Genomic DNA, 25,329 nt, shown 5'->3' on the forward strand with positions numbered 1-25,329 from the left:
TCAACCTGGACATCGGCTCAACGGCGCAACCCGACCCCGTGTCTGAGTGATGACAAGATAGAGAACTGTATCAAGGCCCACCGGAGACAGCCACTCAACGCGAACGGTCAACCAAACCGACTGGTGGGGGTCAACAATATCGGCCCCGAACTTCCTCGCTTGAAACGGGAACGGATGCGGATAGAAGCGATCGTCGGCAACCGACTCCGATTCAACGAGATGACCCTGAAAGTGGAGATTGACGGGGAACCGATGGACATGGAATGTCCCGAGATGGAATTGGCCGAGCGGTTCAATATTGAGATGAAGGGGACGGAACGACAGAAGGACGCGATCATCTTGGCGATCGCCAAAAAGAACAGTCATCACCCGTTCCAAAAATATTTACTGGAATGCAATCAGAAGCACAAAGACACCCGCATTTTAGAGGGGATCGCCGAACGGTATTTCGGGACAAATGACCCCATCCATCAGGAGTATGTGAAACGTTTTCTGATCGCGATCGTCGCCAGGGTGATGCGGCCCGGTTGCAAGCACGACACCGCTTTTATCCTCCAGGGGCCGCAGGGGTGGAAAAAATCAACTTGGTTCAGAAAATTGGTTGGCGATCCGAACTTCTGCGACGACATGGGGGATTACACCAACAAAGATGAACTGCTCAAGTTTTTAACCCATGTCCTGACAGAGTGGGCCGAACTGGAGACACAGATCGGGCGAAAGCAGGTCAGCCAGTTAAAGGCTTTTTTGGCAACCGAAACCTTTTCAGTTCGCCCCCCTTACGCCCGACGATCCAGCGAATTTTCGGTTCGGGGGGTGATCGCCGGTTCAACCAATGAGTCTGAATTCTTGACCGACTCAACGGGAAACCGCCGATTCTGGGTTGTCCCCGTGCTAAAACCTATCCCTATCCCCCTACTGGAGTCAGAACGCGATCGGATTTTTGGCGCGGCTGTTGAACTGTTTTTGCAGGGTGAGCGGTGGTGGTTGACCCCAGAGGAGCAAAAGCTATCCGACCTGGCAAACCAACAGTTCACAGAGCTTTCGGTCTTGGAGCAATACGTTGCCGATTACTTGGACGGCAAGACAGAGGCGACGACGATCGAGATACTAAGCTATCTGAAAGAACAAGAAATCCCGGTCAGCTTTGGGGACACTGCAAAAATGGCAGGGCCTTACATCAGGAAGGCGGCGGAAAAGGCAGGGTGGAAGCCAGACAGGTTCTACCGGGGGGGGAAATGGGTGCGCGGGTACAAATGCCCCCAACTTATCTCCACCAACGATCCATCGATCCATCAACGATCCATCAATGGATCGGCGATGGATCGTCCTGAAACTCCCTTGCGGCAGATGGTTCAGGACAACGATCCATCAGATCCATCAAAAACGGCAGACAGTGTAAATTTAAAAAACGATCGCGCCGACACCCCCGATCGTACCGACACCCCCCAGAGTGAACCGACGCGATCGCGGTCCGACGATCCGTCCACTGTTGGGGGCGATCGCGCCGGTGACACCCCGCATCTGATTTCCCGTACCTCCCATGACGAATATGTGAAGGCTTTTCAGGAAATCTTTAAAGACTTGGCGGGACAAGGGAAAAAACGAATCGGACGAAAACAACTGCTGCTCAGATTCAAAAAACCGGGTGACGCAGAAGCCGTCCTAAAGGAACTGATAGACATCTGGCGATTGCAGGAAATCAACGGCTACATTTACCCCGTCCCACCAACAAAACGACGGGATTGGTTCTCCGTTGGCAAAGAAGTTGTCATCATCAAAGACGGTGACAAACTCAAAGGTATAATCGGCGAAATTACCGAAGTCGTCAACGAGAGGACTGTCCGGCTGACAGCAGAACATCAGTCTTTTCAATATCCGGTTAAAGACCTAAAACCCCGCAGCAGTTAACCCCGATACATAACCCCAACAATTATAGCCATGACAAAAACATCTCCCCCTCGCCACAAGGGGAAGGTGAGCGTCAGCTTATCCAACGGTTGCCTCAGACTCTCCCTTCCCCGGTTTCTATTTGACGGAAAACAAAAGTACCTTTACCTGGGATTACAGGACACCCCGGAGAACAGAAAGATCGCCCAAGCCAAAGCCCAGAGAATTGAAAGCGACATTATTTATGAACGCTTCGATTACACCCTGAAAACTTACAAACAACAGGCCCCGACCCCTCCAAAGGAAGTCAAACGGCTGACCCTGGTACAACTGTTTAAGGATTACATCCACGCCCGAAAAAACACCGTCAGGCCCGGAACTTGGAATAACGGCTATCGGGTGATGTGGAGTCATATCAAGCGATCGCCGTTCTGTCATGCAGAGATATCAACCGTCATCGGCCAGGACGTTTTCGACTGGGCGATCCAGAACTTAACCCCCGACACCACCGCCCGACTGATGACCCAACTCAACGCCGCCTTCAAATGGGCGATCGACAAAAAGCTGGTGGATGGGCCGTCACCGTTCGCCGGGTTGAGTGCCAAAGCCAAAAAGCTGAACAGGCTGAACGAAGACAACGACATCAACCCATTCAGCAAAGATGAACGCGATCGCATCATCCAGTTGTTTGAATCGGAGCCACGATTCAGCCACTATGCCCCGTTCGTCCGCTTCTGTTTCTATACCGGCTGCCGTCCCTCAGAAGCGATCGCCCTCCGATGGTCCGACGTTGACCCCGACCTGACCCGACTGACTTTTAGCAGTGCGATCTTGATCGCACAGGGGGGGCGCAAGCGCTGCAAGGGACTCAAGACACAGCCGCGCCGCGAGTTCTCCTGCAACGGACAGGTTCAAAAAATTCTCACAGATGCGCGATCGCGGTGGGACTCAGAGATCGTGTTTCCCAGCGTCACGGGCAAGCCGATCAACACCAGCAACTTCAGAAAGAGGCAGTGGAAAGCGGTTTTAGAAATATTGGGGATTGAGTACAGGAAACCCTACCAGATGAGGCACACCTTTATAACTCTCTGCCTCGAAGCCGGTGTCAATCCCAAAGACTTGGCGGCCTGGGTCGGGAACTCGCCAGAGATCATTTACCGGCACTATGCGGGGAGACAACGAGGCCTGTCCGTCCCCGAATTGTGATGGGTTTTGACGATAATTTGACGATAAATTTACCCCTTGAGTATTGGGAAAAAGCCGGGAGAATTTACGCAGTCGGAAGTGTGGCGGGTGACAGATTACGGATTCGTAATCGAGCGGTCGGGGGTTCAAATCCCCTCATCGGCTTGTGTTTCACGACTTTTGAGGCGATTTTTTGAGGCGATTTTGAGGCGATTCGCCTCAAACGCTGGAAATGCCGTCCTACAGGGATTTACGGCCGACCGACCGATCGCACGATCGCCGAGTCGCAAAAGCGAACCCATTACGTCCACGCCATTGTCATCCCACTTCCATTTGTTGTCTATTCTGTCTAGAGTTTATTTTTTATATCTTGAAATCTTTACGGTAACTGGGTTTCAGCGGAATCATGCGTGTCTAAAGTTAGATCTAGAGTTGTCTAGTATTTCCTGAAACCCTTGTGGCGTATAGGTTTTAGGGGGTCTATAGTTGTTGAGTGCAGCAAAGGCACTGGCTGGCTGACCGATCGCGAATCAGTGAGTGGTGCGGTGAAGTTCACAGCAGTTGGTGTAACCTGTGGCTCCCGACAAGAACTGCCCCAGTGTCAAGACACAAAAAAGCTACTGTGCGAAGTCCTACTTTTCACACACTAATTGCTATCTTACCAGATAAAAAATAAGAACTGAAAGCCCCCTGGAGAGGAAGGTAGGGGTGTATATATTTGCGCTACATATTGATGATTTTAACTGTTGATACTAGAGATTGTGGCGGATTGTGGGGGGAGTTGTGGGACGAAGAAATGGGCATTTCCGAAGCCGTAATACAAATGTAGCACTCCAATTGTGTAACACGGGGGCTGAAACCCCCATTCTTCCGTGACTGATAAGAGTTGTGAAGTTGTCCAAACTGAAATTTTCTCAAAAGCTGGATTTGAGTATTTTTGCCTGATTTCTCTCGGATGCTGGGTTTGAGTGTTTTCGTTGCTCTTTCTCTCAAATGCGGGATTTGGATACTTTTGACTTCCCGAGATTTCTGTTGTGGAGTTAACGCCGTGGAGTTTCACGATCGCACCACTGGTGATTGATTGGTGGTTAATGGTTCACGATCGCACCTCATTGATAGTTGATGATTGATTGGTGATAGCGAACTTGACGATCGCACCACCGTAAATTGGCTGACGTTGATCTGCGAAACGTACCGATCGCGCCATTGGTACTGGTGGTGGCTGACGCCATGCGCCGGTTGGAGACGGAAGACAAATCGCTTTCGCCCATACCGGGGAAACCTGCAAGCCCGTGGGCGATCTTTCCGTCCCCCGGACGGCGTAGCTAACGAAATCCCCGGTGCGGAAGGGACGATCGCCCTCGGATCGTCTCCCCTTCTCCCCTGGAAATCGCCGTTTCGGGGGCCGTTTAAACACTCGTTATACACTGTTGCATTCTTTAATTGAATAAGTTTTGTAAAACAACTGGTAATGTCGTTCGATTTGGGGGTAAGCTGTAAAACAAGGTATTACTTCACCCCCAATCCCATGACCCAAAATACCGTCACCGTCCGCCTGCCGGATGACCTCTACGGCCACCTTCACCGATACGCCCGGGATGCCCACATCACCAAAACCGAAGTCGTCCTCGCCGCTCTTTCCCAGTATTTGGGGGTCGAGCGGGTATTGCTCTCGACGCGGGTGGCTCAATTGGAAAGGCGGGTGCAGCGGTTGGAGTCGAAACTGTAGCGCGATCGCGATCGCCCTCAACCCCGCACCGCGAAGCCTTTGAAAAAACCGAAAACCCCGCCGTCATTTCTCCTCGCCCCTCATGGAAATCAGCCAGCTCAAACCGGATGTCATCGTCACCGGAACTTCGTTTCCCGAACCCGTGCAGATCGTCACCATTTCACAGTTGGGGGCTTCCTTCAAGCTGACGGGCAGGGGGGTACACAGCAACCAATTTTACCAGCCCATCCTCGACGCCGACAAAATCGCCGCGCTGTCCGCGAGTCCGGAAACCGAACCCTTCGACGGCGACCCCCGCCGATTTCGGATGGGGGTCGAAGCGCTGCGCTGGGGACTCGCCCACGAATACGACCCCTACTTTTCCCTGGCGGTCGCCAGGGTGGACCCCCTCCCCCACCAACTCGAAGCCGTCTACCACTATTTCCTCAAACTCGCCCGCATCCGCTTCCTGCTGGCCGACGACCCGGGGGCGGGCAAGACCATCATGGCGGGTTTGCTCCTCAAAGAACTGAAAATTCGCGGCTTGGTGGCCCGGACGCTGATCGTCGCCCCCGCCAACCTGACGTTCCAGTGGCAGCGGGAACTCAAAGAAAAGTTCCGGGAAGATTTTGAAGTCGTCCGGGGCGACACGCTGCGGGCCAACTACGGCAGCAACCCCTGGCAGGAAAAAAATCAGGTCGTCACCTCCGTCGCCTGGGTGTCGCGCATCCAAGATGCCAAGGACAGCCTGCTGCGCTCCGAATGGGATCTGGTCATCGTCGATGAAGCCCACAAAATGAGCGCCTACAGCAGCGACAAAAAGACCCTGGCCTATCAACTGGGCGAACACCTGTCGGAAATGACCGACCACTACCTGCTGATGACCGCCACCCCCCACAAAGGCGACCCCGACAACTTCCGGCTGTTCCTCGAACTCCTCGATCGCGACATTTACGGCGACATCAAAAGCCTGGAAGAAGCCATGCGCCGCAACAGCGCCCCCTTCTACCTGCGCCGCACCAAGGAAGCCCTCGTCACCTTTCCCGACCCCAAAACGGGCCGGTCGAAAAAACTCTTCACCAACCGCAGGGTCGAGACCATCGCCTTCGAGATCGACAGCGACGAAATAGATTTCTACGACAACCTGACCCGCTACGTCGAAGATCAATCCCTGGCCGCCGCCGCCGACGATTCGGCCCGGGGGCGGGCGTTGGGGTTCACGATGGCGATGCTGCAACGGCGCTTCGCGTCGAGCGTCTACGCCGTGCGCCGCAGCCTGGAACGGATGCGAGACAAACGGCAGAAGATCCTCGACGACCCGGCGAGCTATCGCCAGGACAAGATCAATCAGAAGTTGCCGGAGGGGTTCGAGGAGCTCCCCGAGGCCGAGCAGAACCGCATCGTCGGCGAGTTGGAATCCGTCGTCGCCTCCGTCAACCCCCAAGACCTGCGCGACGAAATTGTTCGACTCGACAAGCTCATCAAAGAAGCCAACTATTTGGAAAAGCGGGAAGTCGAATCCAAGCTGGTGAAATTGAAAGAAGTGATCCGGCAGGAGAACCTGTTCTCCGATCGCAAGATGAAACTGCTCATCTTCACCGAACACAAAGACACCCTGGATTTCCTGGTCGGAAAGCTGCGGGACTGGGGACTCTCCGTCACCCAAATTCACGGCGGCATGAAGATCGGCGATCGCGACACCCCCAACACCCGCATTTACGCCGAGCGGGAATTTCGGGAAGAGGCCCAGGTTCTGGTGGCGACGGAAGCCGCCGGGGAGGGCATCAACCTGCAATTTTGCTGGCTGATGATCAACTACGACATCCCCTGGAATCCGGTGCGGCTCGAACAGCGCATGGGCCGGATTCACCGCTACGGGCAGGAAAAGGATTGCCTGATCTTCAACTTCGTCGCCAACAACACCCGCGAGGGCCGGGTGCTGGGGAAACTGTTTGAACGCATCCGGGCGATCGAGGCGGATTTGGACCCGGAAAATACCGGCAAGGTGTTCAACGTCCTGGGGGACATTTTTCCCGCCAACCAACTGGAGCGGATGATCCGGGAGATGTACGCCAGCAACCAAAGCGAGGACACGATCAAGCAGCGGATCGTCGAACAGGTGGACCTGAAGCGGTTCCGGGAGATCACCAATTCCGCCCTGGAGGGTTTGGCGAAAAAAGAACTGAACCTGTCCGCGACGGTCGCCAAATCCGCCGAGGTCAAAGAGCGGCGGCTCGACCCCCGCGCGATCGCGGACTTTTTCCTCCAGGCGGCGCCGGTGGTCGGCATCCGCCCCAAACCCGCCGCCAAGGACGGCCCGGTTTACAAAATCGGCAAAATCCCCCGGACGCTGTGGCCGACGGGCGATCGCCTGGAATCCCGCTACGGGAAGCTGGGGCGGGACTACAAGCACGTCGCCTTCGACAAAGCCCTGCTGCGGGACGACCCGACCCTGGAATGGGTCACGCCGGGACATCCCCTGTTTGAATGCGTCCGCGAAAGCGTCCTCGACGCGGCTCTCGACGACCTGGGCCGGGGGGCGGTCTTCTTCGACCTGCACCGCCGGGAACCCGCCCGGTTGGACATCTTTTCCGCCGCCATCCAGGACGGGCGCGGGCGGACCCTGCACGAGCGCCTGTTCGTCGTCGAGGCGGAGGTGGGGGGCACCCTGGCCGTGCGCCAGCCCACCCTCTTCCTGGATTTCGTCCCGGCGCCCGAAGGCACTCGACCGCCCGAGGGCGAGGAGTTGCCGGGGCGGGAAGCCGTCGAGTGCGCCCTGGTCGAACAGGCCCTCGAACCGTTTTTGAAGGAGGTTCTCGATCGCCGGGAACCGGAAATCGACACCATGTCCCGCCATCTGGAGATCAGCCTGCGGGCGATCATCGATCGCGTCCAGTGCCAGTTCGCCGAATTGATGGCCCAGAAGGAATCGGGTTCCAAGGAGGCGGGACTCGACGGGCGCCTCAAGCAGATGGAAGACCGCCTTTTCACCCTGAACGGGCGGTTGGAACGGCGGCGGGAGGAGTTGAAGCAGGAGCGCAGTTTCACGATCGCCGACATCCGGCTCCACGGGCGGGCCTGGGTGCTGCCCCACCCCGACCGGGCCTCCCCGGAGATGGCGGGGATGGTCGCGGACGCGGAAATCGAGCGCGTCGCCGTGGAAACCGCGATCGCCTTCGAGGAGAAAGAGGGTCGGGCGGTGAAGAGCGTGGAATCGGAAAACCGGGGCTTCGACCTGATTTCCCGCCGCCCCCACCCGGAAGACTCCCAGACCGCGATCGCCGTCCGGTTCATCGAGGTCAAGGGGCGGGCCGGCATCGGGGAGGTGGCCCTGACCACCAACGAGTACAAGACCGCCCAGCGTCTCGGGGAGGACTACTGGCTGTATGTGGTGTTTGACTGCGCGACTCGCCCGACGCTGCACGTCATCCGAGATCCGGCGCGTCTGGGTTGGCGCCCCGTCACCCAAATCGAACATTATCAAATCGACCCCAATCAAATTTTGGAGCTAGAGCAATGAATGACCAACGGAATGTGCTTAAATCTAAATTTAAAGAATCTCACCGTTACAACAATTTCGGCAATGTTTTGATTCAAATTCACGTTCAAGGATTTCGGTGTCATGCCAACACGGTGATCGATATCAAAAATCCGATCACTGCTTTTTGTGGATTAAATGGGGTCGGCAAATCAACTTTAATTCAATTGATAGCTGTTGCCTACAAGGGGAAGCTCACACAAGATACATATTACATCAGCAAATTCATTAATATTCATAAGTTTGACCCCAAACCTTTTCGAGACGATGCGAAAGTTAGCTATCAGTATTGCTCGGCAGACAATAAATCTCAACAGACAACTATTTCAAGGCGAAGAAATGGAAGTTGGAGCAATTACGCCAGAAGACCCTATCGAAAAGTATTGTATGTAGGTGTCGGTTCTTATTTGCCCAAAGTTGACACGTCAGATTTTACCGTCCGCTATCCCCAAGGAATTCAATTGATTGAATCCCAGCCGATCAATAAAGCAATGCAGAAGTGGACGTGTAAAATTTTAGGAAAAAATTATGATGAAATTTTGGCTCATACATTTCAGTTTAGACGAAAACGGGATATTATAAACTCTGTCAAACACGAAGCAATTGAATATTCGGAGCCACATATGGGGTATGGAGAAGCTCGCAGTCAATATCTAGTCAGACATATTGAAGCATTGCCCGAAAAAAGTTTAATCTTGCTCGAAGAACCGGAGATATCCCTGCATCCCAGCGCTCAATATCAATTGGGATGTTATCTTGTTGATGTTAGTGTAAGGAAAGGTCATCAGATTTTTTTGACGACTCACAGCGAATCATTATTGTCGTCACTTTCGTCGGATTCAATCATATGTTTAAAGAAGACGAATGAGGGCGTAAAAACAATCCCCGGATTAACTGCATCACAATCATATAGTCTGATGTCAGAAGGGTACTCAAAAGCTCTGACAATTCTTGTTGAAGACAAAAAAGATCAATCTGTAGCTCAGTGCATATTGACCGAAGTTATTAGAACTATTGACCCGGAATTCTTAAGTTTTCTTGGGATTTTTCCGGTGGGGTCTTGTGAAACTGTAAAAACTGCCATCGAAGCCTTAAAAGATACTAATCATAAGTTTGCAGCAGTATTAGATGCCGATCAAAATCCGACTCCAGATAACAATATTTTTGTCCTTCCTAGCCACAACAAAAAAGCTCCAGAAGTAGAAATATTTTGCGAATCACCACAAGTTGTAGAATATGTATACAAGAACTATGAAGTAAAACTCGATGATTTTCTTGCTGCTATTAAAGGAATCGATCATCACTACTGGTTTGAAAAATTGGCTCAAAAAATTTCTATAAAAGAAATAGCTTTAGTGAGTGAACTTTCAAAAGTTTACGTTCAAACTTTATCAGAAAATGAACGATCTAGTTTGGTTCAACAATTAAAAGAGGCTACATCTCCTCCGAAGCCAGCTCAGAAAAATTCCTCAAACAACTAAGATAACCATGACATCCTACCCCAAACGCCTGATCGAAGTTGACCTGCCAATCAAGCGGATTTCCGCCCACGCCAGACGGGAAAAATCTATCCGTCACGGGCATATTTCCACCCTGCATATTTGGTGGGCGCGGCGGCCTCTGGCGGCTTGTCGGGCGGTGGTCTGCGCGGCTCTGTGGCCCGACCCGGCGGACGAACTTTGTCCCCGGCAGTTTCGGGAGGAGGCGGCGAGGCTGATGGTGGAGTTTGCCAAGAAAGCCGCGGCCGATAAAAAATTGGCGGACTCCTGCGAGACGGAAACCTGGAACCGCTGGCAGGTGTTGGCGAAACCGGAAAATCGGTTGGACCCCGGCAAACCGGAACATTTGAATATCCTCCGCCATCGGCTGTTGGACTTCATCGCCGATTTCGCCAACTGGGACAATTCCACCCAACCGGACTATTTGGAAACGAGTCGGGCTTTAACTCGGGTCGCCCACGAGTCTTTGGGGGGAATTCCGGGGAGTCGGCCCCTGGTGGTTGACCCGTTTGCGGGCGGCGGGGCGATACCGCTGGAGGCGTTGCGGGTGGGGGCGGATGCCTTCGCCTCGGATTTGAACCCCGTGGCAGTGTTGTTGAACAAGGTGGTTTTGGAATATATCCCCAAGTACGGACAGCAGTTGGCCGATGAGGTCAGGAAGTGGGGGGAGTGGGTCAAGGAAGAAGCCGAGAAGGAGTTGGGGGGATTTTATCCCGAGGACGAGGATGGAAGTACGCCCATCGCCTATCTCTGGGCGCGAACCGTCGTCTGCGAGGGGCCGGGATGCGGGGCGGAAGTGCCGTTGATGCGGTCTTTGTGGTTGGCGAAGAAAAAGAATAAATCCGTGGCGTTGAAGTTGATTCCGAGGCCGGAAGAAAAGCGGGTGGATTTTGAGATCGTCGAAAATGTCAAGGCGAAGGACGTGGGCGACGGGACGGTAAAACGGGGGTCGGCGACCTGTCCCTGTTGCGGGTTTACGACTCCGGTGGCGTCGGTGCGGAAGCAGTTGAAAGGGAGACGCGGGGGGGCGGACGATGCCCGGTTGTTTTGCGTGGTGACGACTCGGAAAAGTGAGAAGGGGCGGTTTTATCGGTTGCCCACAGAAACAGATTGGGATGCGGTGAGACGGGCGAAGGAGGAGTTGGAAAAGCGCAAGCGAGAACATCAGGGGGAGTTGAGCTTAGTGCCAGATGAACCGACCCCGAAAGGAGGAGGAAGCGGTGCAGGTCGGGCATTTTCTCAACGAAACTATGGAATGGATAAATTTGAAGATTTATTTACTTCTCGTCAGGCTTTGGCGTTGACGACTTTGGTGAAGCTGGTCAATGAAGTAGGGAAAAAGTTAGCCAATACTGAAGATGAAGGATTGGCGATCGCTGTTCAAAGTTTTTTATCTCTGGCAATTGACAAACAAGCAGATTACTTGTCGTCAATTTGCATTTGGCATCATCAAAACAGGGAAAAAGTAACCCATACATTTGCAAGACAAACAATTCCTTTTGTATCAGATTTTGTCGAAACTGTTTTTTTTGGCTCCGGCTCTGGAAATTGGAATGGTTTGTTCAAGTGGAGTCTCTTGGCAATAGAAAAAACTCAAAAAATTGTGACTACTGCTCAGATACAAGGAGTCAGTGCCATAACTCATCCCTTGCCCGATAATTTTTCCCAATGTTTTTTTTCAGACCCCCCTTACTATGATGCCGTACCTTACGCCGACTTATCTGATTTCTTCTATGTCTGGCTCAAGCGAACGCTCCCCCCATCTCTTAGTGTTTCTTTTAAGGATGAAATCACTCCCAAAGATGACGAATGCATTGTAGATGAGGTCAAAGGTAAAGATAAAACATACTTTGAAACACAAATGGCGAAAGCGATGGCGGAGGGATGCCGAATATTATCTGACGATGGTATCGGTGTCGTCGTCTTCGCCCACAAATCCACATCCGGCTGGGAAGCCCAACTACAGGCGATGGTCGATGCGGGTTGGACGATGACCGGTTCCTGGCCAATTGATACAGAAATGGGAACGAGACTCCGCGCTCAAAACTCAGCCGCCCTCGCCTCCTCCGTTCACATCGTCTGCCGCCCCCGCGACGGAGACGAAATCGGCGACTGGCGCGACATCTTACAAGAACTCCCCGGGCGCATCCACGACTGGATGCCCCGCCTCGCCAGCGAAGGAGTCGTCGGCGCCGACGCCATCTTCGCCTGCCTCGGTCCGGCCCTGGAAATTTACTCCCGCTACCCCAGCGTCGAAAAAGCCTCCGGCGAAATCGTCACCCTGCGAGAATACCTGGAAAAAGTCTGGGAAAGCGTCTCCAAAGAAGCCCTCGGCATGATTTTCGCCGATGCCGACGCCACCGGATTCGAGGAAGATGCCCGCCTGACGGCCATGTGGCTGTGGACTCTTTCCACCGGAACCCCCGACGGCGACACCGCCGACTCGGAGGATGACGGCGACGGCGACGACGACGCCCCCAAAAAAACCGCAAAATCCGGCGGCGGCTACAGCCTCGAATTCGACGCCGCCCGCAAAATCGCCCAGGGACTCGGCGCCCACCTGGAAACCCTCGCCCACCTGGTCGAAATCAAAGGCAAAACCGCCCGACTCCTCCCCGTCTCCGAACGTTCCGCCCACCTGCTGGGCAAAGACGGGGGGAAGGCGCCCGCCAAAAAGCGATCGTCCAAAAAAGACCAACAACTGAGCCTTTTCTCCACCGCAGAAACCGGGGAGGCGGATGCCGACTGGGGCGACACCGCGATCGAAACCCCTGGCAAAACCGTGTTAGACCGCATCCACCAAAGCATGATTTTATTCGCCGCCGGACGCAGCGAAGCCCTGAAACGCTTCCTCGTCGAGGAGGGCATCGGCGCCGACAAGCGTTTCTGGACCCTCGCCCAAGCCCTCTCCGCCCTCTACCCCCCCGGAAGCGAAGAAAAACGCTGGGTGGACGGGGTTCTGGCCCGGAAAAAAACCTTGGGATTTTAGAGACGTGAGGGGAAGTTATATCTTTTTTTTCAATCGTAAAATTGCAGAACACTTTGCGGAGGTCAAAACAGATGGATTCACGGCAACTGAGAGAAAAAGCGTCGAACCTTTTCGACCAGATGAAATGGGAAGAATCGATCGAGTATTACACCCAGGCGATCGAACTCGATCCGGACTACGGCGAGGCTTACCGGGGTCGGGGGGGGGCTTACTCGAATATAGGTCAACATTCCCGAGCCCTGCCAGATTTAGACCGCGCGATCGAACTCAACGACCAAGATGAAAAGGCTTTTTCAAACCGAGGATTGGTTCATTTGGCATTGGAAGATTACGACCGAGCGATCGCGGATTTTGACGCGGCGATCGTCCTAAAGCCGGACTACACAAGAGCTTTCTTCAATCGGGGGGTTACTTACTTTCAAATGAAACAGTACGACCGGGCGATCGCGAATTTTGACGCGGCGATCGAACTCGACAGCAACGATTCCCGGAGTTACTACAACCGGGGGGTTTGTTATTTAGAGTTAGAGGAATATAAAAAAGCTCTGCCCGACTTCTACCTGGCGACGACGTTGGCACCGAATGACAAAAATATTTACTACAAAAAAGCCGCGACCCACCTGCGATTAAAACAATATCAAGCGGCGTTCGAGGACTACAGCAAGATCGTCGAACTCGATCCGACCGAACAGGCCGCATACTGTCTTCGAGCCCAAATGTGGGCAAACTCGGGTCAATATACAGAGGCATTCGATGATTGGAGTCAAGTCATCGAATTGAACCCGGGACATGACGAAGCTTACACGCAGAGAGCCTTTTGCTGCATTCAAATGTTCCTGAATCCCGCCATCGCCGACCTGCAACAAGCCGAAAAAATTTACATGGAAACCAATCAGAAAGAAAAGCAGGAAGAAATCCGAAGCCTGATCGACTCTTTAAATCAAATAAAGTTCTAATATTTTTTCACAACAAATGACCGGCACTTTCACCATCAATTCCACCGGTCGCTCGAAGATTTTGTAAAAGTCATCCAACCCCCAATCATGCCGTTAAAACCCTGGCACAAAATCGAAGGACTCACCCCCCGCGAAGACCTGCGGGAGGGCAAACCCCAAGATACGGCCGAATTCGCCGTCCACCTCGACCAAGTGCGAGATCGTCGCGCCCCGGCGGACTACCAAAACCCGGAACGGTTTTTCGATCGCACCTACCTCACCAAATCCCTGACCGAATTCGCCGCCCTGGTGGTGCGCCGCCTCTCCGGGGAAACCGCCCAAACCCCCGCCATTTTCAACCTCTCCACCCAATTCGGCGGTGGCAAAACCCACGCCCTCACCCTCCTGTACCACCTCGCCAAGCAGGGGTCGAAGGCCGACCGGTGGACGGGAGTTCCCAAAATCCTCGCCAAAGCCGAAATGGAGTCCATCCCCGAAGCCGCCGTCGCCGTCTTCGTCGGCACCGAATTCGACTCCTTGTCCGGGCGGGGGGGCGACGACGGCACGCCCCGGCGGCAGACACCCTGGGGCGAAATCGCCTACCAACTGGGGGGAGAAGCGGCCCTGGCGGCGGTGGCGGAACAGGAGAAGCAGTTTATCGAACCCAAGGGCGACGTGATCCGGCAATTTCTGCCCGACGACAAACCCTGCCTGATTTTGATGGACGAAATCCTCAACTACGTCAGCACCTACCGGCAGAAGGGCTACGGCGATCGCCTCTACAACTTCATGCAGGCCCTCTCCGAAACCGCCCGGGGTCAAAATAACGTGGTGCTGGTGGTGTCCATTCCCGCCTCCGAAATGGAGTACACCGAAGCCGACGAAGCCGACGAAAAGCGGTTCAAGAAAATGCTCGACCGCCTGGGCAAGGCGACCATGCTCTCGGCCGAGTCGGAGACCTCCGAAATCATCCGCCGCCGCCTGTTTGAATGGAACGAAAAAGCCGTCACGGCCGACGGGAAAATCATGCTGCCCACCGATGCGATCGCCACCTGCAACGAATACGCCGACTGGGCGATCGAGCACCGCCAACAGCTTCCCAGCTTCCCCGTCGATGATGCGCTCGAAGCGTTCAAGGCGACTTATCCCTTCCACCCCTCCGTCCTCTCCGTCTTCGAGCGCAAGTGGCAGGCCCTCCCCCAATTCCAGCGCACTCGGGGCATCCTGCGGCTGCTGGCGCTGTGGGTCTCGAAAGCCTACCAGGACGGGTACAGGGGTAGCCGACGCGACCCGCTGATCGGCTTGGGAACCGCCCCCCTGGACGACCCGAACTTTCGGGCCGCCCTGTTCGAGCAGATGGGGCAAGAGCGCCTGGAAGGAGCCATCACCACCGACATCGCCGGCAAAAAAGAAGCCCACGCCCTCCAACTGGACGAAGAGTCGGTGGAGGCGATCAAAAAGGCGAGGCTGCACCGCAAAGTTGCCACCGCCATTTTCTTTGAATCCAACGGGGGGTGTACCCGCACCGAAGCCACCCTCCCGGAAATCCGCATGGCTGTGGGCGAACCGGATTTGGACATCGGAAACGTGGAGACGGTACTCGAAGCCCTGTCGGCCGAGTGCTACTACCTGAGCGTAAACCGCACGAAATATTACTTCAGCATCCACCCCAACCTGAACAAAATTCTTGCCGACCGCCGCGCCAGCGTCCGCGACGAAGCGATCGACCGCCGGGTTCGGGAGGCGATCGAAAAGCAGTTCGCCCCCGGGCGGGGACTCGTCCAGATCGTCCCGTTTCCCGACAAACCGGGCGACATCCCCAACCAGCCGACGCTGACCTTGGCCGTGCTGGCCCCGGAACACGCCGGGTCTGAGGAGGAGACATCGAAGTTTGTCGATGGGATGATCCGGGAGGTGGGGGCGTCGGCGCGGACTTACAAGAGCGCGTTGATGTTCGCGATCGCCGATTCGGACGCGACCCTGCGGGCGGATGCCCGGAAGCTCCTCGCCTGGGAAGCCATCCGAGAGGAAGAGTCCGACCGCCTGGACGAAACCCAGCGAAAACAACTCGCCGAAAGCTTGAAGAAAGCCGAGCGGGACCTGCGGGAAACGGTCTGGCGCTCTTACAAATATGTGATGCTGCTGGGCAAAGACAACCGGATTCGCACGGTCAACTTGGGGTTGATCACGTCGAGCGCCGCCGCATCCCTGCCCCGGTTGATCGTCGATCGCCTCCAGCAAGACGGGGACATCGAAGATGCGATCAGCCCCCGATTTTTAGTCCGCAACTGGCCGCCCGCCTTTCGGGAGTGGAGTACCAAAGCCATCCGGGATGCCTTCTTCGCCTCGCCGCAGTTCCCCCGCCTCCTCGACCCCGATGCCGTCAAAACGGCGATCGCGCGGGGGGTTCGGGACGGACATTTCGCCTACGTCGGCAAGGTGGGCGATCGCTACGACCCCTTCGAGTTCAAGAGTTCCCTGTCAGACGACGACGTGGAACTCTCCGAAGATGCCTTCGCAATCCAAGCTGAAGACGCGGAAGCTTACCAGCAACGGATTACCGACCCGCCCCGGCTGAGTGCGATCGTCATCTCGCCGGACAGCCCGACCCTCGAACCGGGACAAAAGCAGACCTTCACCGTCCGGGGAGAAGACCAATACGAGCGAGATTTTCCCGTGGCGGAAGTTCGATGGGGCGCGACGGGGGGAGAAATCACCGCCGAGGGCGTCCTGACGGCCGGGGAAGATGCGGGGAATTTCACCGTCACCGCCGCCGTGGGGGATATCCGCGCCACCGCCCCGTTTTCAGTCGGGAGGGTTCGCGAATCGGCGCGGCCGGAGTCGGCAAAAGTCGGCGAAAAAAGCGGCGATTACGACACCGCAACGGGCGACCCCGTTTCTCGGTCCCGGTCGCTGGAGTGGACGGGGGAAATTACGTCCCAGAAATGGATGAATTTTTATATGCGAGTTCTGTCTAAATTTGCCAACGAACAAGATTTAAAGTTGACGCTGCAAGTTCACTTTTCGGTGGAGGGAGACATCACCGAACAGCAGCGCGAAGAGACCCGGGTCGCCTTGGAGGAACTGGGCTTGTACAGCGAACTCGAATCTTGACATTTTCCAGTTCAAGGGGATGGGGGTGTCAACGTGGGATGACGGTGCCGGGGACAGAGCAATCCCGCGATCGCGCCTCACTCCCAACCCGAGAACCGCGTCAGCTAACACCGTTCATGTGGCTGGAAAATCCACCACCATCGACAACCATCAGGGAGAACCCAACTATGAACTTTATCTTTTTACCCGAAGGAATAACTGCATCTCTCAACCCCATCCTGACCCTCATCGCCCACAAACCGGAGGCGATCGTCGGGTGCGTGTTGCTGGCAGAAAATGAACCCGAATGCCTGCCACCCCAGTGGTTTATCGACGCGACGCTGGCGGACAACCCGGCAGAGGAGCTGTCGGAGCGAGAAGCAGATGGCGAAAAATTGGGCAGTCTGAGCGTCTTTCTCATCGTCAAAGAACCCGACAGCCTCCTTCAACTGACCGTCTTAGCAGCGGTCAACTGCTGCAACCTGAACGTCAGCGGTGCGGGGGGGAGAGGCGGTAAATCTATCCTGAAAGCCCTCGCCCAGCAGAACATCAGAACCTACCCCGCCGAGGTAGCTTGTCCGCCTCACTACTCAGACGATTCCAAATTACGTGAAGCAATGAAAAAAAAATTCGACCGGGGATTCGGTGTCGTCGCCAAAGATTGGCTACCCGAAAGCTGGGGATTTGAGCCTGTCAGCTACAGCAATTTTTAGGCGATCGCATTCAATCTCAACTTAACTATTGGAGGAACATCCAACCATGCAACAATTGAAATCGGCAGTCGGAATGGACTATACAAAACTGAGAGACTTGCTCTCCCAGAAGCAGTGGCGGGAAGCGGACAGGGAAACGAGGCGGGTCATGCTGGCAGTTTCCAAACGGCCGGAAGATGGGGGATTGACCCACAAAAATATCAATGATTTCCCTTGCGAGGACTTGCGAACGATTGACGGATTGTGGGTCCAATACAGCAACGGCCGGTTCGGCTTTTCCGTTCAAAAGGAAATCTATTTTAACAATGGGGGCCAGCTCGACGGCAAATGTCCGAACAATAAAGTGTGGTATCGGCTGTGCGAAGCTGCCGGGTGGCGGGTGAAGGGAACCTGGCTTTACTACGACGATTTAACCTTCGATACGTCGGCCCCACGCGGCCATCTCCCCTGCATCACATCTTGGGTGATGGATCTCCCCGTCCCCCCAATTCTTTGGTTTGTCCTGTGGGTCTTGGCTGGCTTGATCGGCGGGGGAATTGCGGGGGCGATTCTGTTGGCACTTCTATGGTTTGTGCAGTGGGTGATTTTGTGGATGTTGACTCGATTTCTCAGGGCGATCGGCATCCTGCGATTTCCCATCCGGAGTTTTTGGTGGAAACTGCCCGTCGGTGCATCGATACGCAGAGTTTGTTTGGTGTATGCCTCTCTGTTTCAGCGAGTAACGGCTTGCGGTCTTTGAGGAAATGGGAAAACAACGCACCTGTACCCCAAACGATGTTGGCCCGACACCACCCCTGCTATGAACGAACTCACCCATTCCCACCCGCCTTAGTCGCATCAGACGACTTACTCGCGATCCACGAAGCGCATCTATCGCACCCAATTTCCCACCCGAGAACAACGTCAGCTAACGCCATCCGAGGGGACGGAAGATAGCCAATCGAATATCCATGAATCAGGGAACAAAGCCATGCCACTGAGAGCCATTTTAGACGGACGAGAACTACTCGCCCCATTGCTATCCGATGAAGAATGGAATGCATTGAAACGCGGGAAAGCCAAAGTCACCTTGCCCTGCTGCGAAGCACGGGGGTACTTGAGAACATCGACACGCGGCATCAAGCACTTCGTCCACCAAAAGAAGGGCGAATGCACGTCCAAACCAGAAACGTGGCAGCACCGCCTTTGCAAGACGGAAATCGCCCGAGCCTGTCAAGCGATGGGTTACGACGTGAAGACGGAGGCGAGTGGAGAGAATTGGAGGGCAGACGTACTGGCGACCAAACAGATCGACGGCAAGTTGGTCAGGGTCGCCTTTGAAGTCCAGTGGAGTCACCAAACGCTGGAAGAAACCGAACGGCGACAACGGAAGTATGCCGAAGACGGGATTCAATGTTACTGGCTGTTCAAGAAGTTTCCGACTTCTGAACCCAGAAGAGACATCCCCATGTTTCAATTGTCGGTGAACGAATCCGAACAGCCCCTCGTCATTACCGACCGAAAATCCATGTATTCATTTTCCACAGCGGACAATCGGCGATCGTCAAAGTTGTCCGATTTTATCGCAGACATTTTATCCGGCTATTTTAAATTTTGCGAATCCTACCGATTTGAGAGGCAACAGAAGATTAGAATTCGATTCTTCCCGGTCAACTGTTGGAAATGCCGTCAAAAACATTATATTTATCACATTCAGAATCAACCCTGTAAAACACGCTGTGGCGAAGATTTTGACTTGCAGCAGGTCGCAATCGACCCTCAATTTCTCCCCGAGATTGTCGCCAAAGCCCGCGAATGTTTGGAGACTCCAAAAGCCAAACGCCACAAAATCAACATGGGCGCGATCAAACCCCGATACAGCAAGACCGTCGGGGATTCATACACTTCATTCGGCTGTCCTCGCTGCGGCGCAATCTTCGGCAACCACTTCTACTTTGATGAAATTTGCAACCTCGAATATGAGGAGACGGAACGCATCGACTTTGCCACAATTGTCGATCTCTCCTTGGAAGATAAAGACATTCCGCACTGGTGCTATTCCCGAACTCGGCACTTCTGTTGCAGTCCCGATTCATAGTTACACCAGATGATCAACCACGCGATCGCGCCCAACTCCCAACCCGAGAACGGCGTCAGCTAACACCATCCAAGGGAACGGAAAACTGCTCATAATGGCGATCGCCACCTGAAACACCAGCAAACACCAACGATTTGAGGTCTGAATGATGAATTCCGAATCCGACATCCCCATACAAAAGCCAGTTTCTATATGGAAACGTCCCATGTCCCTGAAACCGGGAGAACTGCTGCAAGGGGTGGCAAAAGGTGGAATTGCCGTCATATTCCAGAATTGGGAAAATGCGGGTGCAAGTGCGGTAGACATCCTCAAATCGCTGGACATCAATCCAAATGAACCCAGTGCGATCGCGTGGTTGTTGGTACAGCGATCGCTAATCGGAGCCATGTTGGAATTAGTTAAGGAACGATCGCTACAAACTGAACTTGACCCCCAGGAACTTCGCCAAACACTTGACCGTGAGTTAGAGAATCATCAGGAGCTGCCCAGGACGTTCTTCGATCGCCCCAAAGATCTCGATCTTCTTGACGCTGTTCGACAGCCCTACCAATCCTGGCTAGAATCTCAAGGTTTTGAACCCACGCACTCTGCCAACCTAGCCAAACGCCTGCCCAGCTATTTCGTCTTCGCCCTCCACCGAGAGTGGCGATCGAATCCCGCGACTTACGCCATTCTCACAAAAGAGCTGGACACGCCATTTGCCGAAGCGATAGACAGGGAGTTGGCTTGGAAACATTATTTAATTTGGTTGCAGCGTCGGGTGAATGAACCCATGTTTGAGGAAAGTTTCGGACTGGCAGATGTGTACATTCCCTTGCGGGGCTACTATGAAAAAAAATCATCCGAATCGCGAGAACCAGAAAATTTGAAATCCCCAAAAAAAGAGCGAGTCGCGATCGACCTGCACGAAACCCTCACCAATTGGGTAAAGAGGGCAGATAAAGAGGACGCGATCCGAGTCATTTGTGGTGGCCCCGGCAGTGGCAAGTCATCTTTTTGTAAAATGTTTGCAGCAAAACTGGCACAAGATGAAACCACACGAATCCTGTTCATACCACTCCATCACTTGAAAATACGCGACGCTTTGCAAGATGCAGTTCAAGATTTTATAGATACCGATTTGGATAACCTTCTGCCCCCCAATCCATTAACTAAGGAACACCAAGAATCCCAGGTATTACTCATCTTTGATGGACTGGATGAACTGGCAATGCAGGGAAAAGCTGCTTTTCAAGTCGCCCAAGACTTCATTACTGAAGTTCAAAGCAATCTCAACCGTTACAACCAAACAGAAGCAAAAATTTTAGTATTGATGAGCGGTCGGGATATTGTCGTACAGCATAATCAAACTTATTTCCGCAAAGAAGGTCAAATCTTACATCTCTTGCCCTATTCCCTAAAATCAGAAAAAGAATGGGGAATCTCATATATTGATGAACAACAGTTATTGACGACAGACCTACGCCAAGTTTGGTGGAAAAAATATGGAGAGCTGAAAGGGAAAGTGTATCAAGGTTTGCCCCCGGAATTAGATCGAGGAAAATTAGCCGAGATTACGGCTCAACCTCTACTGAACTACCTGATCGCCCTCAGCTATGACCGTCAAAGATTGGATTTTTCTGAAACCAACAATCTTAATTCGATTTATAGCGATTTACTCGATCGTGTCTTTGAGCGTGACTGGGAAAATTATCGGCACCCAACGCTAAACGCAATTGACAAGAAAGATTTTATTCGCATTCTCGAAGAAATCGCCATTGCCTGTTGGCATGGCAATCGTCGAACGGCAACAATCGCGCAAATAGAAAATCGCTGTAACTCTAAACTTCAAAAACTTTTAGAGGTCATGCGCTGCAACGATTCTCAAAGTGGAGTTACCCAACTGTTGACCGCTTTCTATTTCAGGCAAAGCGAACAATATGCGAGCGATGCCACGTTTGAATTCACCCACAAGACCTTCGGAGAATATCTCGCGGCTTGTCGGATTGTTTTACAACTCAAAAACACTCATGAAGAATTTCATCGGAAGCAAGACGACCCGGATAAGGGGTGGGATGAAAAACACTGTTTATCTGAGTGGGCTAAACTTTGCGGCCCTTCTGAAGTCGATCAATATCTCTTAACTTTTTTGAGGGATGAGATGGCACTACAAGACCCGGAAGAGGTGAAGCAGTGGCAACAAACCTTGTGTCAACTCATCGACTATATGCTGCGAAAGGGAATGCCAATGGAGAAGCTCGATCCCCGTCCCTCCTATTTTGAAGAATCTTACCAAGCCCGCAATGCCGAAGAAGCTCTCTTAGCCGCGCTCAGTAGCTGCGCTTATGTGACCGAGATAGTTTCAAATATCAAATGCTTCCAGCAACAGCCTGATGCGTTTGGCAATTGGCTGTCAAAATTGCAAGGACAGCGAACGAGTTCAAAGAACCGAACAGCCTTGATGTGTCTCAATCACCTGAATCTGAGTGGCGCTATACTTTTAATTAAAGACCTCTATAATTCCAATTTCACCAATACAAATATTGAATATGCAGAACTCAGAATTGCAAATCTTGGAGGTGCAAATCTTGAAGGTGCAAATCTTAAAAATGCAGCATTAAGAAGCGCAAACCTTGAAAATGCAAACTTGACAAATGCAAATCTCGAAAAGACAGAACTTAGTGGTACAAAGCTAATGTTCGCAAAACTCGGAAATGCAAACCTGAGAAGTGCAAACCTCGAGTTTGCAGATTTAAGGAATGCAAATCTAAAAGGTGCAGACTTTACCGATGCAAGATTATATCGTACAAATTTTCGAGATGCAAATCTTAGTTATGCAAATTTTAGAAATGCGGATCTTAGAAATGCGAACCTAACTGATGCACGCAAGTATCACGCAAATTTTCAAGATGCTATCTTGCCCGAGAATTTTAATCCTTGAAAAAATTTAATCGATTACTATCAAATCAGAAAACCAGAAAACAATCAATCTAAACTGACATCTTCAACCACCTTGCCCTGTCAGCTAACGCCATCCGAGGGACGGAAAATCACCCGAAAGCGCAATGGGTACACTTTGCGGATCGCCCCACAGGAAACCCAAAACCCCCACCTGCAAGAACATACGGCACTTTTCAAAGTCGATGAGAGACGCTGGAAAATTCAAAGTCCCCCTTGCTAAGGGGGATTTAGGGGGATTTTTTCGACTCAATCCCCCCTCTCGCCCAAAACCCGATCGCGGATCTCGATCAGCACCTCCTCGCCGATGCCCAAATCTCGGGCTAACTGCGTCAGCGTCCCCTCATTCGTCTTCTCCCCCTTCGCCAACGCCCTAATAAACGCGATCGCCAGACGGTTCCCCTCCTGATCCGGATTCTCATACTTCTGAGTCCCCAGGGGGGGCGGAGTCTTGGTGGCGATCGCGTACTCCAGCAGGAACCCCGCCAGATTCGCAACCGATCGGTTCTCAAAATTCGCCCGCCTCACCAACTCCTCATAAACCCCAAGCGGCAGCGTCACATGAACCTTTTTGCCCCTCGGCGGAGTTGAGCCAGTCATATTCCAACCTTCATCCAAACTTTCGCAAACTCCCCTCAATGGTACTATTTAGCGCCCATCGGGGTACACGCTCCCCCACTCCATCCCCAAACGGGAAACAAATAAAACCTGAAAGGGTATTGACAGTACCTATATAGGTACACTATAGTCAATCATGTTCACCCCAACCCCTTCAGAGCGGGGCGAACCATCCACCCGAAACCCAACTCACCGCCATGACACAACCCCTCACCGCCGAAGTCGTCCCCGCCGTGCGGCTCAAACAGGGGAGCGATCGCGGCCCCTACATCGAACGCCGACAACTGGCCAGAAACCTGGGCAGAAGCCCCACCACCCTCAACAAATGGGAAAAATGGGTCATCTACCACGTCCCGGACTACCGCCGCTGGTACGTTCCCAGAGCCGCCTTCAACCTCTACCAAGCCTGGGTACTCGAACAGGTCAACCAATTCTACGAATCCCTGCCCCGCAGCGCCCCCGCCGCCGCCATCGCCGACTACATCCAAAACAACGCCAGCCAACTCACTCAGGAGCAATACTTCAATGAACTCGCCCAAACCCTCCAAAGCGACCGCAGCAACCGTATCGAAGTCGCTTAAAGTCCCCGAATCCCTCGTCCTCAAAATCGCCCTCGATCGCGGCTTCAACCCCGACACCCTCGCCCCCGACGAAGTGACCGCCATCCGACAGGCGATCGAACAGAGTCGAAACCAGACGACCGAGCGGAGTCGAAGTCAAGACCCCCACCGCAACACCCTATCCGGCGAGCCCGCCCCCCCCGCCGACGGCCAAGACCTTCTCAACCTAGAAGAAACCGCCGCCACCCTCAAACTCTCCCCCGAAGAAACCACCGCCCTCGTCCGCTCCTTCGGACACGACCCCGATCGCATCCCCCGATCCGAAGTCCTGGCCCTCCTCGACATCAAAGACGAAGCCCTCGCCCACCTGCACGACCGCGATCGCCGCATCGAAAAAGCCCGGGCCCTCGACAGCATCACCGCCGGGAACGCCGCCGAAATCCTCGAAATCGCCCACCGGCGCGGAGAACGCCTCGGAGATGCCGCCTCCAAAGTCGAACAAACCGCCTTCCTCAACGCCCGCCTGCGGGGACAACAATCCCTCTACCACCTGGAAACCGCCATCGACTCCAACGCCAAAACCGGGCTGCTGACGGAGTTCGAGGAACGGGGAAACGGCCTGTCCCCCGACGACCTGATCCGACAAATGGGGGAGGAAGCGACCCGGCGACGCAACCGCGCCGACACCCTGCGACGGCAGCAAACCGCCGAAGACTGGACGACCCGACTCAATCCGTAGAATCCCGCCTCCAAAACATCGAAGAAGCGATCGCCCGACTCCAACACCAACTCGATCGCGCGATCCGCGACAGCGCACCCCACCACCCAGACAACATCCGACCCATGAAACACCTGCTATCCCATCTGCAAACCCTGTGGCGCGAACTCAGCGCCGCCCGATCCCCCGCCCTCGAATTGCAGTTAACCGGGGGGATGTTCTGACCCGCCCCTTTCCATCTCAGCCCCCACAGGAGGTCAAAATAATGGCTTGGTACGACAGCATCGGCAACTTTTTCGGCAACATCTTCAACCTCGGCGGGAACTCCCCCACCGGAGGGTACGACATCGCGGGCGACCATTCCAGCGTCCCCAATTCCATGATCGACGGGAGCTACCGCCCCACCTCCCCGGCCGGCCCCGGCGTTTACCTCGACGCCTCCAGCCAACTGATCCGGGCCTGGGAAAGTCGCGGCTGGGCCTGCGACGACGGCTTCATCGCCGAACTCCAGGCGATCGACCGGGAGGGAAAAAAAGTCGCCGCCAACTCCGGCAAAGCCCGGAAACTGCTCAAATCCATCACCCGATCGGAAACCACCATTTCCAAAAACGCCACCGCATCCATCCTCACCACCGCCCAAGGAACCGCCAAACAGTACCGGCACAACGAAAAACTCCTGACCGGGTTGGACAACGTAGCCGCGAACATGGCCGTCACCCGCGCCACCCGCGACCTGGAAATCGCCAAAGCCCGGGAACAGAAACGACTCCGACTCGAACGACGGCGGCAGTCCATCCGGGGCAACTCATCGATGGGACTCCCCCATCCCCGCACGGTTGCGCCCGTGCGCTTCGGACAGAGAACCAACTGAG

18 protein-coding genes are annotated in these 25,329 nt (G+C 54.0%); 15 read left to right on the forward strand and 3 right to left on the reverse strand.

What is annotated here, in order from left to right:
- Window positions 1-252 precede the first annotated feature (252 nt).
- Together LKE08_RS22165 and LKE08_RS22170 are read left to right on the forward strand one after the other, a co-directional pair.
- Complete coding sequence (locus tag LKE08_RS22165) at window positions 253-1,908, forward strand: virulence-associated E family protein (protein ID WP_324706443.1); 1,656 nt, start codon at window positions 253-255, stop codon at window positions 1,906-1,908.
- 30 nt (window positions 1,909-1,938) lie between these two features.
- Window positions 1,939-3,093: a tyrosine-type recombinase/integrase gene (locus LKE08_RS22170; RefSeq protein ID WP_324706444.1), complete on the forward strand. Its 1,155-nt coding sequence runs from the start codon at window positions 1,939-1,941 to the stop codon at window positions 3,091-3,093.
- Window positions 3,094-4,181: 1,088 nt separating this feature from the next.
- Here the strand turns inward: LKE08_RS22170 and LKE08_RS22175 are convergent.
- The gene (locus LKE08_RS22175) at window positions 4,182-4,343 is read right to left on the reverse strand and encodes a hypothetical protein (protein ID WP_324706445.1); all 162 of its coding nucleotides are present in this window, start codon (window positions 4,341-4,343) and stop codon (window positions 4,182-4,184) included.
- A gap of 257 nt (window positions 4,344-4,600) precedes the next feature.
- On the opposite strand from LKE08_RS22175, the gene LKE08_RS22180 reads away from it, so the two are divergent.
- The 9 genes from LKE08_RS22180 (at window position 4,601) to LKE08_RS22220 (ending at window position 19,624) form a co-directional block, all read left to right on the forward strand.
- Window positions 4,601-4,801 (forward strand): hypothetical protein, encoded by a 201-nt coding sequence (locus LKE08_RS22180; protein ID WP_324706446.1) that lies wholly within the window; start codon window positions 4,601-4,603, stop codon window positions 4,799-4,801.
- Between the two features lie 82 nt (window positions 4,802-4,883).
- Complete coding sequence (locus tag LKE08_RS22185) at window positions 4,884-8,300, forward strand: helicase-related protein (protein WP_324706447.1); 3,417 nt, start codon at window positions 4,884-4,886, stop codon at window positions 8,298-8,300.
- A complete protein-coding gene (locus LKE08_RS22190; protein WP_324706448.1) occupies window positions 8,297-9,799 on the forward strand; it encodes an AAA family ATPase in 1,503 nt (500 codons plus the stop codon). Before LKE08_RS22185 ends, LKE08_RS22190 begins: the two co-directional genes overlap by 4 nt.
- 7 nt (window positions 9,800-9,806) lie before the next feature.
- Window positions 9,807-12,806 carry a DUF1156 domain-containing protein gene (locus LKE08_RS22195; protein WP_324706449.1) on the forward strand — a complete coding sequence of 1,000 codons (3,000 nt, stop codon included), beginning with the start codon at window positions 9,807-9,809 and terminating at the stop codon, window positions 12,804-12,806.
- A gap of 71 nt (window positions 12,807-12,877) precedes the next feature.
- Entirely contained in the window at window positions 12,878-13,762 is an 885-nt protein-coding gene (locus LKE08_RS22200) for a tetratricopeptide repeat protein (protein WP_324706450.1), read from the forward strand.
- A gap of 87 nt (window positions 13,763-13,849) precedes the next feature.
- Entirely contained in the window at window positions 13,850-16,855 is a 3,006-nt protein-coding gene (locus tag LKE08_RS22205; protein ID WP_324706451.1) for a DUF499 domain-containing protein, read from the forward strand.
- Between the two features lie 167 nt (window positions 16,856-17,022).
- Window positions 17,023-17,547 carry a hypothetical protein gene (locus LKE08_RS22210; RefSeq protein ID WP_324706452.1) on the forward strand — a complete coding sequence of 175 codons (525 nt, stop codon included), beginning with the start codon at window positions 17,023-17,025 and terminating at the stop codon, window positions 17,545-17,547.
- 46 nt (window positions 17,548-17,593) lie between these two features.
- Window positions 17,594-18,286: a GUN4 domain-containing protein gene (locus LKE08_RS22215; protein ID WP_324706453.1), complete on the forward strand. Its 693-nt coding sequence runs from the start codon at window positions 17,594-17,596 to the stop codon at window positions 18,284-18,286.
- A gap of 231 nt (window positions 18,287-18,517) precedes the next feature.
- Window positions 18,518-19,624: a competence protein CoiA family protein gene (locus tag LKE08_RS22220; RefSeq protein ID WP_324706454.1), complete on the forward strand. Its 1,107-nt coding sequence runs from the start codon at window positions 18,518-18,520 to the stop codon at window positions 19,622-19,624.
- Here the strand turns inward: LKE08_RS22220 and LKE08_RS22225 are convergent, their stop codons facing one another.
- Window positions 19,625-19,831, reverse strand: a complete 207-nt coding sequence (locus LKE08_RS22225; RefSeq protein ID WP_324706455.1) for a hypothetical protein — start codon at window positions 19,829-19,831, stop codon at window positions 19,625-19,627.
- On the opposite strand from LKE08_RS22225, the gene LKE08_RS22230 reads away from it, so the two are divergent.
- Window positions 19,830-22,544 (forward strand): pentapeptide repeat-containing protein, encoded by a 2,715-nt coding sequence (locus LKE08_RS22230; protein ID WP_324706456.1) that lies wholly within the window; start codon window positions 19,830-19,832, stop codon window positions 22,542-22,544. The genes LKE08_RS22225 and LKE08_RS22230 overlap by 2 nt on opposite strands.
- Window positions 22,545-22,810: 266 nt before the next feature.
- Here LKE08_RS22230 and LKE08_RS22235 read toward each other — a convergent pair whose 3' ends face one another.
- Window positions 22,811-23,161 carry a hypothetical protein gene (locus tag LKE08_RS22235; protein ID WP_324706457.1) on the reverse strand — a complete coding sequence of 117 codons (351 nt, stop codon included), beginning with the start codon at window positions 23,159-23,161 and terminating at the stop codon, window positions 22,811-22,813.
- Window positions 23,162-23,376: 215 nt separating this feature from the next.
- Here LKE08_RS22235 and LKE08_RS22240 point away from each other — a divergent pair, with 215 nt between their 5' ends.
- The 3 genes from LKE08_RS22240 to LKE08_RS22250 all read left to right on the forward strand — a co-directional run bounded on the left by LKE08_RS22240 (window position 23,377) and on the right by LKE08_RS22250 (window position 25,328).
- Window positions 23,377-23,760 carry a hypothetical protein gene (locus LKE08_RS22240; protein WP_324706458.1) on the forward strand — a complete coding sequence of 128 codons (384 nt, stop codon included), beginning with the start codon at window positions 23,377-23,379 and terminating at the stop codon, window positions 23,758-23,760.
- Complete coding sequence (locus tag LKE08_RS22245) at window positions 23,705-24,478, forward strand: hypothetical protein (RefSeq protein WP_324706459.1); 774 nt, start codon at window positions 23,705-23,707, stop codon at window positions 24,476-24,478. Before LKE08_RS22240 ends, LKE08_RS22245 begins: the two co-directional genes overlap by 56 nt.
- A 244-nt stretch (window positions 24,479-24,722) precedes the next feature.
- A complete protein-coding gene (locus LKE08_RS22250; protein WP_324706460.1) occupies window positions 24,723-25,328 on the forward strand; it encodes a hypothetical protein in 606 nt (201 codons plus the stop codon).
- The last annotated feature ends 1 nt before the right edge of the window (window position 25,329 follow it).

The sequence above is a fragment of the Lyngbya sp. CCY1209 genome (genome assembly GCF_035615495.1).
In the GTDB taxonomy this organism is placed as follows: domain Bacteria; phylum Cyanobacteriota; class Cyanobacteriia; order Cyanobacteriales; family Microcoleaceae; genus Limnospira.

Coding starts and splice junctions, on each gene's coding strand:
- LKE08_RS22215 (WP_324706453.1), top strand. CDS start 17,594: ATGCAACAATTGAAATCGGCAGTCGGAATGGACTATACAAAACTGAGA.
- LKE08_RS22190 (WP_324706448.1), top strand. CDS start 8,297: ATGAATGACCAACGGAATGTGCTTAAATCTAAATTTAAAGAATCTCAC.
- LKE08_RS22165 (WP_324706443.1), top strand. CDS start 253: ATGGACATGGAATGTCCCGAGATGGAATTGGCCGAGCGGTTCAATATT.
- LKE08_RS22240 (WP_324706458.1), top strand. CDS start 23,377: ATGACACAACCCCTCACCGCCGAAGTCGTCCCCGCCGTGCGGCTCAAA.
- LKE08_RS22200 (WP_324706450.1), top strand. CDS start 12,878: ATGGATTCACGGCAACTGAGAGAAAAAGCGTCGAACCTTTTCGACCAG.
- LKE08_RS22180 (WP_324706446.1), top strand. CDS start 4,601: ATGACCCAAAATACCGTCACCGTCCGCCTGCCGGATGACCTCTACGGC.
- LKE08_RS22185 (WP_324706447.1), top strand. CDS start 4,884: ATGGAAATCAGCCAGCTCAAACCGGATGTCATCGTCACCGGAACTTCG.
- LKE08_RS22210 (WP_324706452.1), top strand. CDS start 17,023: ATGAACTTTATCTTTTTACCCGAAGGAATAACTGCATCTCTCAACCCC.
- LKE08_RS22250 (WP_324706460.1), top strand. CDS start 24,723: ATGGCTTGGTACGACAGCATCGGCAACTTTTTCGGCAACATCTTCAAC.
- LKE08_RS22205 (WP_324706451.1), top strand. CDS start 13,850: ATGCCGTTAAAACCCTGGCACAAAATCGAAGGACTCACCCCCCGCGAA.
- LKE08_RS22195 (WP_324706449.1), top strand. CDS start 9,807: ATGACATCCTACCCCAAACGCCTGATCGAAGTTGACCTGCCAATCAAG.
- LKE08_RS22230 (WP_324706456.1), top strand. CDS start 19,830: ATGTCCCTGAAACCGGGAGAACTGCTGCAAGGGGTGGCAAAAGGTGGA.
- LKE08_RS22235 (WP_324706457.1), bottom strand. CDS start 23,161: ATGACTGGCTCAACTCCGCCGAGGGGCAAAAAGGTTCATGTGACGCTG.
- LKE08_RS22220 (WP_324706454.1), top strand. CDS start 18,518: ATGCCACTGAGAGCCATTTTAGACGGACGAGAACTACTCGCCCCATTG.
- LKE08_RS22170 (WP_324706444.1), top strand. CDS start 1,939: ATGACAAAAACATCTCCCCCTCGCCACAAGGGGAAGGTGAGCGTCAGC.
- LKE08_RS22245 (WP_324706459.1), top strand. CDS start 23,705: ATGAACTCGCCCAAACCCTCCAAAGCGACCGCAGCAACCGTATCGAAG.
- LKE08_RS22175 (WP_324706445.1), bottom strand. CDS start 4,343: ATGGGCGAAAGCGATTTGTCTTCCGTCTCCAACCGGCGCATGGCGTCA.
- LKE08_RS22225 (WP_324706455.1), bottom strand. CDS start 19,831: ATGGGACGTTTCCATATAGAAACTGGCTTTTGTATGGGGATGTCGGAT.